Below are 14,062 nucleotides of genomic sequence, written 5' to 3' on the forward strand. Positions count from 1 at the left end.
GTTTTTTTACTGGATGAGAGTGAGCCAACGTATGAACCTCCTTTACATCAAGAGTTTATTTCAATGTTTGTAAGTACGTAACAATATCTTTAATTTGAGTATCATCAAGTTTACCGTTAGCTTCTTTACCGAAAGCTGGCATTTTGTTACCTGGTTTCAGTTCTTGCGGATTATGTATCCACGATGCTAAGTTCTCAGGTGTCTTCTCAAGGATACCTGCAAGTGTATCGCGATCTGCGAAGCCTTTAAGGTTAGGTGCAACCCCTGGGCCGCTAGCATTAACAGCATGACATGACATACAGTTTTCTTTGAAAAGCTCTTCACCCTTTTGTGCAGATGCTGGCACAGTATTAGGTGCTTTCATTTTGGCAACCCAAGCATTGAAGTCTGCTTCAGACTTAGACGCTACGGTAAAGTTCATCAAGGCATGGGAAGCTCCGCAAAGCTCTGTACATCTACCTTGGAACGTTGCAATTTCATCCGCTTGCAAATAAAGCGTGTTGCGGATACCTGGGTTCGTATCTACTTTACCACCTAGGGATGGTACCCAGAATGCGTGAGAAACGTCAGCAGAAACAACGTCAAACGCAATGATTTTGTCCTTAGGAATCACCAGCTGTTGCGCTGTTGCGATACCAAGGTCTGGATATTCAAACTGCCACCAGAACTGATGCGCAGTGACTTTCACATGGATAGCGTCTTTGTTCTTGTTATAATTCTCGGAGTGTTTGAACGTGTAGGACACTGTTGGCACCGCAAGTACTAACAGCAAAAGAATTGGGATTACTGTCCAGATAATCTCCAAAACATGACTTCCTTCGACTTGTTTCGGAATACTTTCGTCGCCTTTACGTTTGCGGAAGCGAATTAAAACGTACACATAAATCGCAAATACGACAATTACGACAAAAATCATGATAAAGAGACTTAATTTCATTAAATAGAGCTGCTCCGTCGCCACAGGACCTTTTGGCACTAAAGCAGATAAGGTTGGGTCTCCGCACCCAGTTAGCATGAACGTCATCACCGCTAAAAGGGGTAGCAGACGCCAGAACTTTTTCAATTGACTCATTGTATCAACCCCACTTTTAAAACAATATTTTTACCACGAAGGCCATGCCCATGTCAATTCACTTTAATAACTATAAATTCGTGAAAACTTTTTGTCAATCGCTGTAGGAGAGTTCACAAATTGTTCTTAAACAGCGTCTGTAGCGATATATTTCCCTTCATGGTTATTTCCATACACCCACCTCTTTATGCATAAAAGCCTTTATTTGTGAACACGAATAATTAGACAGAAACATCTCATCCTATAGACAATAAATCGCATTGGGAGGTCTGTTAATTATGTTCAGGAAGTTAGGTTTTCCGATTTGTGGAATCATATTCCTACTGCTCACATTATCCGCATGTGGTTCTAGCGGTAAACAGTACAGAGGCGATCGTGATGATTCGACGAGCTCGAATTTTGGCGTTCATGTCGAAAAGGCAGATCAGAATGATAGATCCTATCAAGTACAGCAACTCTCCGGCCCAGTGACGCACAACAATACGAAGCTGGAGTACAGTCAATATCTTTCGGATCAATTACACACCATGGACGGGGTTAATACAGCTCTGGTTATGATTACCAATCAGAATGCCTATGTCGCATTAATGATGGATAGCAGTGCAATTGGCACGAAGGGCTTGACCAAAGAGACAAATAATCAAGGAACAGCTAAAGGCTTCTATAACGATGATAATCCCTATGATGACTCCCTACCGTCTAATGATTTGAATAAAGGTTACAATAGTTATGAAACGGCCATTCATCATGATTTACTCTCTCATCCGTTCAAAGAGGCCATTGCGCAGAAGCTTCGCGTACTTAAGCCTGATCTAATGGATGTCTACATTTCGGCAAACCGAGATTTTCTTAATAAAATGAACAGTTATGCACAGGAAAGCTGGCAAGGTCGTTCCCTTATGCCACTACTGACTGACTTCAATCAGACCGTAACGCGTGTCTTTGGAACAGCACAATCATTACCCCATGACTAAATGATTAGGGCTGGCCTCCTAACAGAAGCTTTATTCTACTTAGGAGGTCTTGCCACGCCTTTTGGAGCACAACCAGCATGTAAAACTTCTATTAATAAAGTAGTTTATTTCTACTTGTGGGGCGGCTCCTGTTTTCATTTGTCTTTCATTCCTGTACAATGAGGGAATCGTCTTTACTCTGAAGGAAAAAGGGAGCTGGCCAATTACCCATGTCAAATGGATTTGCCTCATTAGGTATTAGAGAACAAGTTGTTCAAGTTTTGCAAAATCAAGGTGTCGTAGAACCGACGCCGATTCAACGAGAAGCGATTCCTGTTTTATTAAAAGGTTCGGATGTTATCGCACAAGCTCAAACAGGTACAGGTAAAACCCTTGCCTTTGTACTTCCTATATTAGAAACAATTGATGTAGAAAGCTCAGATGTTCAAGCGCTTATTCTTACTCCTACCCGCGAATTAGCCATTCAAATCAGCAATGAGTTGAAAACCCTTGTTCCGATTACAGGTGCTAAGGTTCTAGCAGCCTACGGTGGGCAGGATGTAGAAAAACAGCTTAGAAAGCTTCAAGGCAACATACATATAGTAGTAGGAACACCGGGAAGGCTGCTTGATCATCTTCGCCGCGGTTCTATCAATTTCTATAAATTGAAAATACTCGTATTAGATGAAGCCGATCAAATGTTGCATATGGGCTTCTTGCATGAAGTCAAGGATATCATTGCCCAAACATCTCCTTATCGCCAAACGTTGCTCTTCTCTGCGACGATGCCCGAACAGGTCATTAATCTGTCTAAGGCTTATATGAAGGAAGCCAAAGAAATTAAAATTCAAAGTAAACAAGTTACTTTGACCGAAATTCAGCAGGTGCTTGTCCCTACGACCGATCGTGATAAACAAGATGCGCTAATTGCAGCAATTAAACAATATAGACCTTATCTTGCGATGATTTTCTGCCGGACCAAGGCCAAAGCAATTGCCCTCAATGAAACACTGCAAGAAATCGGTTTAATGTCAGATGAGCTTCATGGTGACTTGTCTCAAGCGAAACGCGAACAGGTAATGAAGCGTTTCAGAGAAGGACGCATTGAACTCTTGGTGGCGACCGATATCGCTGCGCGTGGTCTTGATGTGGAAGGCGTAACGCATATCTTCAACTATGATGTGCCTCAAGATGCTGAAAGCTACATTCATCGTATTGGTCGAACAGGTCGTGCTGGTGAATCCGGCGTCGCTGTGACTTTCGCAACCCAACGCGATATGCCAACGATCGAACTTATCGAAAAAGGTATCAAAATGTCCCTTCGTGGCGCGGATGGAGAGCAAAGAAGAGTTGTTCGTTCCAAAACAGAGGATTACACTGGGCAAGACGGCAGAGGGTCTGCACGCAAAGGCGGAACGGGTTCTGGTTCTGCACGTGGTGGCAGACGCAATGACCGTACAGGTGCCCCAGAGCAACGCAGTGGCGGACGTGCAGGAAGACCTGGCGCACGCGAATTGCGCGGTGACCGTTCGAGCATGCAATATGGCAGCGAACGGAAAACTGGCTTTGGCGCTAAAGGTGACAAATACGGGACTCGCGGCGGTGCAGCTCGTTCCGGTGAAAGACCTGCGAAAGTGAATTCAGAACGCAATCCGAATACATGGGGACGCGCTACGGTTGTTCATGAATCGCCAACTACGAATTCGGCACCAGCTCGCGGAGGGAACATGAACGCTGCGAAAGCACGCGTAACTGGTTCCTACAACGGCGGTGAAGGTGCAGAACGCAAGCGTTCAGCTCCTCATGGCGACAAGTCCTACTCGCCATACAACAAATACGCTGGCGCAGGTCGCGAAGACGCGGCTAGCGCGTCTCGCACGCTTCGCGGCGGCAAGGGCCGTGGCGATGGAGCAGCACGCGGTGCTGCTCCGCGCGGCGAGGGTTTCGGCTCTCGCTCAGGCGGTGCTCCGCGCGGTGAAGGCTTCGGCGCTCGCTCTGGCGGTGCTCCGCGCGGCGAGGGCTTCGGCGCTCGCTCTGGCGGTGCTCCGCGCGGCGAGGGTTTCGGCGCTCGCTCTGGCGGCGCTCCGCGCGGCGAGGGCTTTGGCGCTCGCTCTGGCGGCGCTCCACGCGGTGAAGGCTTTGGCGCTCGCTCAGGCGGCGCTCCGCGCGGCGAGGGCTTCGGCGCTCGCTCTGGCGGCGCAGCTCGCGGACGGAGCGATGAGCGCGGTGCGCGCAGCGCAGCACCTCGTGGCGAAGGCTTCGGCTCGCGCGGCGGTGCTCCGCGCAGTGACAAACCAAGCGGTCCGCGTGGTGGCGGTCCAGGCGGCGCTCGTGGAAGCGCGCCAAGAGGCACACGCGGCGGTGGCAGTAAACGCTAAGACGGATGAAGCGATTTCATCCAAGTCTTTACCGATGAAGCCTTACGTTGTAAACTATAGGTATGGTTAATTCAGATTCTATTTGATAAAAATCGTTTCAACCCGTGCTCGCACGTAGGATTTACCCCCCATCCAATCAAAGGAGGTATGTTCCATGTACGCATTAAAGGATAAGGAAATGATTTTTGTATTCACGGGCCCACACGGGGCAGGCCGCAAAACCGTTGCGGAAATGTCCGGCTCCACGCTGGGGATGAAACAAGTGATTTCGTACACCACACGACCTCCGAAAGCTACAGAGGAAGATGGCCAAGATTATCATTTCATCTCACCCGCTCAATTTGCCCAGGCACAAGCTGGCGGCGAATTCATTGAAGTTAGCACTGTTAATGACCATCTCTATGGCATCAAGAGCTCCGATATTGAGTTCATGTTTCAGCAAAGCGGCAGCATCTACTTAATCTTGAACCGCTTCGGTGCCGAAACGCTCAAAAAGCTATACAGTGACCGCGTCGTCCAAATTTTCATTTATGCCCAGAGGGACACACTTGAAGAGCGGATGAAAGGAAGCGGAGATTCTGAAGAAATTGCCTCTAAATATTTGTCTGACTATGAAAATGAATTAGCTTACCGTGACCACTGTGATCATATTTTTGAAAATGTGGACTTAGCTCATACGGTATTTGACCTTACCAAAACATTGGATCAATATTTAAATCGGAATCTAGTTGACCTAGACTAGAACTCAAGAGGTATTATCCACTTCGTCATCAATGAACAACAAGGGCACTAGCTGCCGATAAAAGGCCTGGACGGTTCCCCGTCTGGGCCTTTTCATCTAACGAATGAACGGCGAAGTCGTCATGGTCGGATCCGTTCCTACTAAGGAGTTGAACATAATGAAAATCATTTCCATCGAACCTACACCCAGCCCCAATTCCATGAAACTCAATATGGACGAGTCCTTACCTGGGGGTGTACGTGAAACATATACCAAGAAGAATCTAAGTGGCGCCCCCGAGGAAGTGCAAAAACTGCTTGCTGTGCCTGGTGTTATCAGTGTGTTTCATGCAGCCGACTTCATCGCGGTAGACCGCAGCTCGAAAGGCGACTGGCAATTCATTCTGGCGCAGGCGCGCGAAATTTATGGCGAAGCCCAGGGAGCAGCAGGCGCTGGCGTGCTTGCCGAGCAGCCTGCGGCTGATGCCGCCTATGGCGAAGCACAAGTGCTCGTGCAGATGTTTCGCGGCATTCCGCTCCAGGTTCGGGTGCGCACAGGCGCTGAAGAAGCGCGCGTCGCTATGCCGGAGCGCTTCACGCAGGCCGCGGTGCGTGCAGGTACGGCATCGCCGAACCTGATCAAAGAGCGGAAGCTCGAGGAGCTCGGCGTCCGCTACGGCGAGCTATCGGACATCGCGGGCGAAGTCGTCCAGGAACTGGATGCTTCTTACGACGATGCCCGCTTGGAAGAGCTGGTCTCCCATGCGATGCAGGAGACATCCGACACCCCTGCGGCGCCAGAGGCCGCCACAGGAGATCTTGTCGCAGCCGAAGAGCAGCTGCGCAACCCGGATTGGAAGCTGCGCTACGCGGCGCTTCAGAAGATCCAGCCGTCGCTTGAGACGCTGCCGCTTCTCGTCCATGCCTTGCAGGACGAGAACACGTCGCTTCGGCGACTGGCCACGGTGTACCTCGGGGATATTAAGGAACCCGAGGTACTGCCCTATCTGTATCGCGCCCTCGAGGACGATACAGCTTCTGTGCGCCGGACAGCAGGCGACACGCTGTCCGATCTTGGCGACCCGGCCGCTATGCCAGCGATGGCCAAGGCACTGAAGGACCGCAACAAGCTGGTCCGCTGGCGCGCAGCGCGCTTCCTCTACGAAGTCGGGGATCACAGCGTGCTTCCGGATCTTGAGCAGGCTGCAGACGACCCCGAATTCGAGGTGCGGATGCAGGTCAAGATTGCACTCGAGCGCATCGAAGGCGGCCATGCCGCTGAGGGTTCCGTCTGGCAGCAGATGACACGGCGCAACGAGCAATAACAGACACAATATAAACAGCTGGGCCGTCCTTGAAGGACGGCCCAGCTGTTTATCCTACCATTCCCTCATTAGTCCGACTTTGCCGAACTAAATCGGTGATTCCATCCGATAACTGGCAAATAGTCAGGTTTTGCCGAACTAAATGGCCGTTTTCGTGTGTGACGATTGGAAAAGGGCGATTTAATTGGGCTAAATCTGACTAATCGCGATATGCAGGCGCGTGAAGTGGATTTAATTGGGTGAAATCGGACTAACGCGACTTCGGCGTCTTACAGCAGGTTTCACCCTTCGAAAGGACGGACCCCGCTCACAGCTTCTTCCTAAGTTCACTCACAGACACCCGTCGTGCACCGGCATTTCTCTGCACTGGCGCACTTTGAATGACCGGCTCAGCTTCCCCCGCTTCCTGCATACGACGAACCAAGCGTTCGCGCAGCTGGGCAGCGACGGAGTTAAACGACTGTATACCTACCAGGTTGTTCAGTTCATGCGGATCCGCATGCAGATCGTAGAGGAACTCCTCGACGTAAACATCCGATCCTGCATCAAGACTAGCATTCCCAGCTGGCGCAGAAACGCTATACTTCCAACGTTGCGTCCGAATGGCGCGACCAACCTGCGATTCACTGATCTGTACGAGGACTTCTTCCGGCCAGCCCTCACGATCTCCACGCAACAGCGGGAGCAAGGAACGTCCTTGCATGGATGCCGGGACTGGAATACCTACAGCGTCTAATAACGTTGGCGGCAGATCCACCAGGGACACCATCTCCTGCAGACGCCCTCCTGATCGGAAACGTCCTCCCGTGAAGGCGGTCGGTACTCGGATGGAACTGTCGTGGCACGAGCGTTTATACTCGCTGTTCCTTGTTTTGAAATGACAGCCATGGTCTGAGGTAAACATCACGATCGTGTCATCCTCCATTCCAAGACTGATCAAAGCGTCGAACAAGCGACCAAGCGCTTCGTCGAGTCTTTTGACCATGCCGTAATAACCACCGAGATGGGCATGGGCTGTCCCGCCTAGCGAGGCAAGATCGCCAGGAACGAAGGAGCTGCCGCTATAGCGCCCTTCATAGCCTTTTGGCGCCGGGTAATTATCGGAGTGATTCTGATGATGCGGTTCCAGATAAGACAGGAACAAGAAGAATGGCTCTTCCTGATGCTTGTCGATATACCGGATTGCCGCATCCGTCTGCGCGTCCACCCGATAGCCCGGCAGCTTAACGGGTTCATTATCGTTGTTATACATGACCGTATCGTAAGCATCAGAAGAGAACTCCAGAACATTAGAGGCTAGCCATTCCTGATAACCGCCGCGCTGCGCCTCTGGGACAGGCTCTTGGCCGGCCAAATGCCATTTGCCAATATAGCCAGTATGATAACCTGCTTCACGGAAATGATGAGCTAGCGTCTTCTCCTCTGCCTTCAGTGGAATGCCGTTCACATAACAGCCGGTTGCTGTTGCATATTTCCCTGTTTGCAAAGACGAACGTGCTGGCCCGCAAACAGGCTGACAGGTGTACGAGTTGAACACATGGGTTCCTTCCATCGCCATACGGTCAAAATTCGGTGTAAGGCCAAGTGGATTCCCGTGAACTCCTGTGGTGTCAAATCGCTGCTGATCTGTAAAAAATACAATGACATTCGGCTGTTTTCTCATCTTCTCTCCATCACCTTTTGCTTTTATTTACTTACTGGCTTTTTTCCACTCTTCGTTAGCCTGCTGCTCGATCTTCTGTCCGCCCTGCTGGTAATATTTCTGAACGAACTCATCGAACTTCTCAACGGGCCATACACCTGTCACAATCTTAACAAAGTACTCCGTCCACAGCTTCTTCTCCAGATCCGGATAATCCAGCTCTGCTGGAACTGTTTTCCAAAGCGGATTCTTAATAATATCCTTTGAAGCGATTTCCAACGCCGCCCGCACTTTATCGTCCGTCCAACGACGGTCCGTTACTTGCACAAAGCGAACAGGGTTAGAGAAACCTTTTTTGTATAAATCGGAATAACTGGATGTTTGTGCGATTAAATTTTTACTCTTGTCAAAGGTGTAATCCACGTTGTTTTCGCCATAGGTAAGCAGATCCACGCCGCCGTTCGGGTCATCGCTGACCGACCAATCCAGCATTTGAATGAGTCTTTCAGGTTCTTGCGCCTTCGCACTTATGGCACGCAGCGCTCCTCCCGAATAGGGATTAACCTGCGGCCAGCCCAGCTTGTCGTCGGGTCCTTTCACTCGGTTAATCATCGCTATATTAGCTGATGGCACCACCTTCAGCAGCGAGGTGTAATAGCCGCCGCCAGTCGCATTGACTGCAAAAGCATCGCCTTCAAACACGCCGACCTTGGAATTCACGATCCTAGCCTCTGCCTGCTTCAATTCCATGACAGGGAACTCAGGGTCAATCAGACCTTCTTTATACCATTGCTGCAGAACGGCTAAAGCTTTCTTCGCCTCTGGTGTCACAAAGCTTTTGACGATCTTTCCATCTTTCTCTGTCCAGAAGACTGGGCCATTTAGTGCAATGCCAAAAGCGCCAAAGACAGTATTAAACAGCGAGGATTTGTTGCCGCCAAACCCATACGTATCATTTTGACCATTCTTATCCGGATCCTTGAACGTGAATGCCTTAAGAACTTCATGCAGTTCATCTAGATTAGTCGGTTGCTTCATGCCGAGTGCATCCAGCCAGTCCTGTCTTATCATCAAGCCCGCCGTATTCGGGGAATTGAACGACTCCTGTCTAACCCCTTGCGGAATCGCGTAAATTTTGCCATCAAATTTGACACCGTCCCAACGCTCTTTCGGAATGTACTTCATCAAGTGCGGCGCTTTTGCCAGCAAATCATCCAACGGCTTCAATAGCCCTTGACTCACATACTGAGCTAGCTGTGTCGTATCCACACTGAAGTAATCCGGTATTGCGCCGGAAGACACCATCAGATTTAGCTTCGTTTTGTATTCATCACCAGAGATCATGCTAATTTTGTAATCTATACCCGGTATTCCCGCCTTCTCCATCAATGAAATAATTTTCGGTTTCGCTTCTCCACCAGTGTCCGGATATTCCGGAATCCCGTAATTAAAGAACATATTGAAAGTAACCGGCTTCGTAGAAACTGGGCTGGAAGATGACGCACTTTCTCCTTGCTCATTGGAGCCGCAACCAGCAGCTACTAATCCTGCAAGACAAGTGACACACAAGACGGATACCATTTTACTCATTCTTTTCATAAGAACACCCCTTATATGATCTTCAAATTATGATTTCACAGAGCCTAACATGGTGCCTTTCATAAAGTACTTCTGCAGGAACGGATACACGGCAAGAATGGGTACGATTGAAATAATGACGGTAGCCGCTATCGCGGACTCGGCAGCAAACGTTGTAAACTGACCGGTATCTGTCGCCAATTGCTGGCCAGCAATAATTTCTTTTAATAACAACGGTAGGGTAAATAGCCTTTTATCATTCAAATAAATCAACGCTTGCATAAAATTGTTCCACAATCCGACGCACTCCCAGAGTGCAATCGTAGCAATAACCGGCTTGCATAACGGTATAATAATGGTGAAAAACGTTCGCAGCGGATTCGCTCCATCCATGGCAGCCGACTCCTCCACTTCTTCCGGAATGGTCCGCATAAAGCTTTGCATGACGATTACGTTGAAAGCAGATATCATCCCCGGCAGCATAAGCGCCCATAGGGTATTCGTTAATCCTAAGCTTTTGACAAGCAAATAGGTCGGAATCATTCCACCGCTAAATATCATCGTAAAAATAACCAGTAGTGTAATGACCTTCGCGCCAGGCAAACTTCTTTTATTTAACGCATAAGCCGTCGTCGCTGTAAATAAGACATGCAGGAACGTGCCTGCCACCGCCACGATAATACTGTTTCGGTAGGCCAGCCAAATAAAACTGGAAGCCAGCACACTTTTGTACGCGTCCAGCGTAAAGCCCCTAGGGAAAAAGAACAACCCGCCCCGCATGGCACCAGCCGCCGAGCTTAATGATATTGATAATTCATGCCATAAAGGATACAGCGTCACAATACTCAGTATAGCCAGAAACAGCACATTCCCTATTTCGAAGCCGCGTTCACCCCAACTTTTACGCATTCACATCCACCTCCTTACCACAATCCTCGTTCGCCCATACGACGCACGAGCCAGTTCGTAAACAGCAGCAAGCATAAGCCTACAACCGATTGGAACAGCCCAGCTGCTGTAGCAAACGGGAATCTGCCCATCGTAAGCCCCACACGGTATACATACGTATCCAGCGTGTCCGCTACATTATAGACGAGCGGGTTATATAAAATGTAAATCTGATCGAAGCCGACATTCAAAATTTGTCCCGTTCGCAAAATCAACAGCACGACAATCGTCGATGCAATGCTCGGCAACGTAACATGACGAACCAACTGAAAGCGATTCGCACCATCTATTCTGGCTGCTTCATAGAGCTCTGGATTAACGCCCGCAATAGCCGCTAAATAAATGACCGTCCCCCATCCGACTTCCTTCCACATTTCCGAACCGACTAGAAAACCTCGGAACACTTCGGGATTCATCAGCGGTGATGAGGACAAGCCGAGCAGCTTCGCCACCCCCGTATCGACCGAAAATACGGAGAATAGAATACTTCCCAGCACAACCCAAGAAACGAAGTGCGGAAAATAGATAATCGTCTGTACGATTCGCTTAAATACGCCATTGAGCAGTTCATTAAGCAAGAGCGCAAGCACAATCGGCGCTGGAAAGTTAAACAGCAGCTTATAGAAGCTAATGATTACCGTATTTCGAAGTGCTATCCAAAAGTCAGGCGAATCAAACAGAATGCGGAACCATTTTAATCCGACCCAAGGACTGTCGAACACGCTTCCCGCAATCTTGAAATCTTGGAAAGCGATTGCAATGCCGCCCATCGGAATGTACTTAAATAACAGAAAATAAATGACACCGGGCAACAGTAAAACATAATAGTACTTGTGTTTATGAAACGACTTCATAAAGGCGGATGATCTTGCACGAGGTCTTGCATTTACAACCGCACCATGCGATGCCTTTATAGGATGATTCACCACATCCCCTCCTCTCGATTCGATGTTACACATGCTGTTGTGTACGCTTTCATCGTAGCGAGGAGCAGCCATAATAAAAATCCTCAGTTTGCAATAAACATGAGGATTTTCTGATATGAGCTTGTGAAATGTTACAAATTTGGTATGATATCCGTTTTTCTAGATGCTTTTGCGGTATTCGCCAGGCGTCATGCCCTCATATTTCTTAAAGAAACGAATGAAACTTTGCACATCGTGATAACCCACCGCTAAGCCTATCTCCTGCAAGGAATCGCTTCTAGCGCTAAGGAGCTCTTTACTTTTCTTAATTCGAAATTCCGTTAAGTATTCCAACATGGATTTCCCTATCTCCGCTTTAAAGGTACGGCTCAAATGACCGCTGCTGACTCCTATGCGCTCCGCGATCTCTGTAATGGACAGCGGATTGGCGTAATGCTCCTCCATGTAGGCAATCGTTTTGGCAACATAGAGATTCGTGACCTGCTTGTCCTGCAACGTTTCCAAGAACGCAATGATTCTATGAATATGTGTGATCATAAATTGATACAGTTCATCATTATTCTGGCATTCGTTCAGTTTAAAAATATCGACATCCTCGTTTAGGCTTCCAATGTCGTAGCCTTCCTTCAGCAATTCATTCAACACCGAACTCATGAGCACGACAATCATGCCCTGCAGCTTTTCGAGCGGATATTTCGACTTATAGATATACTGATCAAAGAGTTCACCAATGCACTGATTGGCCTTCTCTCGGTTCATCGTGGCGACAGCGTGAATCAACTGCTTTTGCAAGGAAAGCGGATATACGAATTTCAATTCACTTTTGTGATCTTGTACAAAAACGATGTCATTACGGTTAATGACCGCTTTGTAGTTCAGCATTCTGCGAATCTGCTCATACGCAAGATGCAGACGTTCAGGCGCATCCGCATCACTCACAATAAATTGCAGCGAAACGTTCAATTCCTCCTGCCCTACCGCATTCATTTCTGCATAAGTTTGATGAATACGCTGCCGTATGCCGGCGTCCATGCCTTTTTGCGGCAAATTGACGATAAAGCCAAGCTTGCTTCGATCCAATATCGTCCCTTCTACAGGCAGATAAGCCTTCAACGTTTCCAAAACCATACTGTAAATGAGAAGGTTGCGCTGCGGGTCCTCGGCGTCTTCCGATTGCAAATCATCAAACACAGCGACAATGACGGCATAGTAAGGCTCGGTAAACTGTAAACCTGCCTGTTGCAGCCGCGCTGAAATCGTTTCTTTATCCGATACTTTATTACGTAAAATATCCGAAATCAGATGATCCTTCATCACTGGCTCATTCTGTTTGATCGTCGCCATCATGGAGTTGATAGCTCCGCTGACAAGCATGTACTCATCAGATGACGATTTGCCCCCGCCGACCCCGGAGAGTACCTCGATCATTTTTTTCCATGGATTGTACATCTTCACGGCAAATGCATAGGCTATGGCCAAACCAATTAGGAATACGAATAAGACAATCGTGAGGACTTTGGATAGTTTTTCAAACAGCTTCGCCTTGTAGCTGGCATAAGGGATCAAGTTAACTAGCGTCCAACCATCCCCCTTCATGGAGGCGATATGAGCAAAATACTTCGTACCATCGAGAACGATTTTCTGCAAGGTGCCTGATGAAGACACTGCATCTCCATTTGTGATCATTTGACGAATCATCTCGTTCTCTACCTGCGGATGCGACGAAATCACTGAGCCACTTTTATCTACGACGAAAATACGTTCTTCATCCCCGATGTTTAAGTTGTACATGGTATTCAGAAACATTTTCTTCTGCATATTGATGACTAGGGTGCCAAGCGGCATGCTCTCAGTGACGGGGATATCTTTATAGAATGTGACATAATCTTCCCGCACCTGATACCAGAAATGCGGTCGATCTTCTTTGCGAATTTGCGTTAGAACCTGAGAATCATAGAACGTATCGGCATCAAAAAGTCCCTCATTCGACGTCATAAAGCGTTCATTTAAGGCACTGTAAATATATACGGAGTAAAATAGATTATTGGAGTTGATCTGACTACGCAGTTGCTCCTTTAATTTGTAATAGTCATACAGCGTGAAAGCCACTGGATTTTTCAACATGTTATTCATATCCGGCAAAAAGGAGAGTTGAAGGGCAAAATAGTTAATCTGGTCAATTAAATTATCGAGATTTTTGGCTGTACGCTGAATGCTGGCCGTCGATGTCTGTTCAATTTGGGACGTTAAGTCTTCATTAATGGTGTAAGCATATACAGAAACAATCATCGAGATTGGAATGAGCACCGTAATGAGGTAGGAGAGCAGTTGTTTTCGAAATAAGGAGCGATTAAAAAACAGTCTTTTTGTAAACCCTTTCAATAATTTCCCTCCCACAATTCTGATCGTTCTGGTGTAGATTACAGCATATCTTAGACAACTGCCTCCCCTTTGTCAATGTTCAAAAACAAACGCCGACCCTGAATTTGTGATATCAGGATCGGCGCTATGCGATTTAAC

Annotated in this window: 10 protein-coding genes; 4 read left to right on the forward strand and 6 right to left on the reverse strand. The window is 48.1% G+C overall.

The features are described 5' to 3' along the window. Positions 1-55: 55 nt before the first annotated feature. Positions 56-1,072: a cytochrome c oxidase subunit II gene (gene coxB, locus A8708_RS09510; protein WP_068663243.1), complete on the reverse strand. Its 1,017-nt coding sequence runs from the start codon at positions 1,070-1,072 to the stop codon at positions 56-58. Positions 1,073-1,350: 278 nt separating this feature from the next. Here coxB and A8708_RS09515 point away from each other — a divergent pair, with 278 nt between their 5' ends. The 4 genes from A8708_RS09515 to A8708_RS09530 all read left to right on the forward strand — a co-directional run bounded on the left by A8708_RS09515 (position 1,351) and on the right by A8708_RS09530 (position 6,448). Next, the gene (locus A8708_RS09515) at positions 1,351-2,046 is read left to right on the forward strand and encodes a hypothetical protein (RefSeq protein WP_068663244.1); all 696 of its coding nucleotides are present in this window, start codon (positions 1,351-1,353) and stop codon (positions 2,044-2,046) included. Between the two features lie 209 nt (positions 2,047-2,255). Further along, positions 2,256-4,403, forward strand: a complete 2,148-nt coding sequence (locus tag A8708_RS09520; RefSeq protein ID WP_068663245.1) for a DEAD/DEAH box helicase — start codon at positions 2,256-2,258, stop codon at positions 4,401-4,403. A gap of 154 nt (positions 4,404-4,557) precedes the next feature. After that, positions 4,558-5,145, forward strand: a complete 588-nt coding sequence (locus A8708_RS09525) for a guanylate kinase (protein WP_068663246.1) — start codon at positions 4,558-4,560, stop codon at positions 5,143-5,145. A gap of 157 nt (positions 5,146-5,302) precedes the next feature. Continuing rightward, positions 5,303-6,448 carry a virulence factor gene (locus A8708_RS09530; RefSeq protein WP_068663247.1) on the forward strand — a complete coding sequence of 382 codons (1,146 nt, stop codon included), beginning with the start codon at positions 5,303-5,305 and terminating at the stop codon, positions 6,446-6,448. Between the two features lie 307 nt (positions 6,449-6,755). On the opposite strand, the gene A8708_RS09535 is transcribed toward A8708_RS09530, so the two are convergent. The 5 genes from A8708_RS09535 to A8708_RS09555 all read right to left on the reverse strand — a co-directional run bounded on the left by A8708_RS09535 (position 6,756) and on the right by A8708_RS09555 (position 13,924). Next, entirely contained in the window at positions 6,756-8,111 is a 1,356-nt protein-coding gene (locus A8708_RS09535; protein ID WP_068663248.1) for a sulfatase-like hydrolase/transferase, read from the reverse strand. Between the two features lie 27 nt (positions 8,112-8,138). Beyond that, positions 8,139-9,689 (reverse strand): extracellular solute-binding protein, encoded by a 1,551-nt coding sequence (locus tag A8708_RS09540; RefSeq protein WP_068663249.1) that lies wholly within the window; start codon positions 9,687-9,689, stop codon positions 8,139-8,141. Positions 9,690-9,716: 27 nt separating this feature from the next. Then, positions 9,717-10,577: a carbohydrate ABC transporter permease gene (locus A8708_RS09545; RefSeq protein WP_068663250.1), complete on the reverse strand. Its 861-nt coding sequence runs from the start codon at positions 10,575-10,577 to the stop codon at positions 9,717-9,719. A 14-nt stretch (positions 10,578-10,591) separates the two neighbouring features. Beyond that, positions 10,592-11,542, reverse strand: coding sequence for an ABC transporter permease (locus A8708_RS09550; RefSeq protein ID WP_239696618.1), 951 nt, complete (start codon positions 11,540-11,542; stop codon positions 10,592-10,594). Between the two features lie 159 nt (positions 11,543-11,701). Continuing rightward, positions 11,702-13,924: an AraC family transcriptional regulator gene (locus A8708_RS09555; RefSeq protein WP_068663251.1), complete on the reverse strand. Its 2,223-nt coding sequence runs from the start codon at positions 13,922-13,924 to the stop codon at positions 11,702-11,704. Positions 13,925-14,062: the final 138 nt, after the last annotated feature.

The sequence above is a fragment of the Paenibacillus oryzisoli genome (genome assembly GCF_001653565.1).
GTDB lineage: Bacteria > Bacillota > Bacilli > Paenibacillales > NBRC-103111 > Paenibacillus_E > Paenibacillus_E oryzisoli.

Excerpts from the sequence above, each read along its gene's own strand:
- A8708_RS09530 (WP_068663247.1), top strand. The coding sequence starts at position 5,303 with ATGAAAATCATTTCCATCGAACCTACACCCAGCCCCAATTCCATGAAA.
- A8708_RS09520 (WP_068663245.1), top strand. The coding sequence starts at position 2,256 with ATGTCAAATGGATTTGCCTCATTAGGTATTAGAGAACAAGTTGTTCAA.
- A8708_RS09545 (WP_068663250.1), bottom strand. The coding sequence starts at position 10,577 with ATGCGTAAAAGTTGGGGTGAACGCGGCTTCGAAATAGGGAATGTGCTG.
- coxB (WP_068663243.1), bottom strand. The coding sequence starts at position 1,072 with ATGAGTCAATTGAAAAAGTTCTGGCGTCTGCTACCCCTTTTAGCGGTG.
- A8708_RS09535 (WP_068663248.1), bottom strand. The coding sequence starts at position 8,111 with ATGAGAAAACAGCCGAATGTCATTGTATTTTTTACAGATCAGCAGCGA.
- A8708_RS09515 (WP_068663244.1), top strand. The coding sequence starts at position 1,351 with ATGTTCAGGAAGTTAGGTTTTCCGATTTGTGGAATCATATTCCTACTG.
- A8708_RS09540 (WP_068663249.1), bottom strand. The coding sequence starts at position 9,689 with ATGAAAAGAATGAGTAAAATGGTATCCGTCTTGTGTGTCACTTGTCTT.
- A8708_RS09525 (WP_068663246.1), top strand. The coding sequence starts at position 4,558 with ATGTACGCATTAAAGGATAAGGAAATGATTTTTGTATTCACGGGCCCA.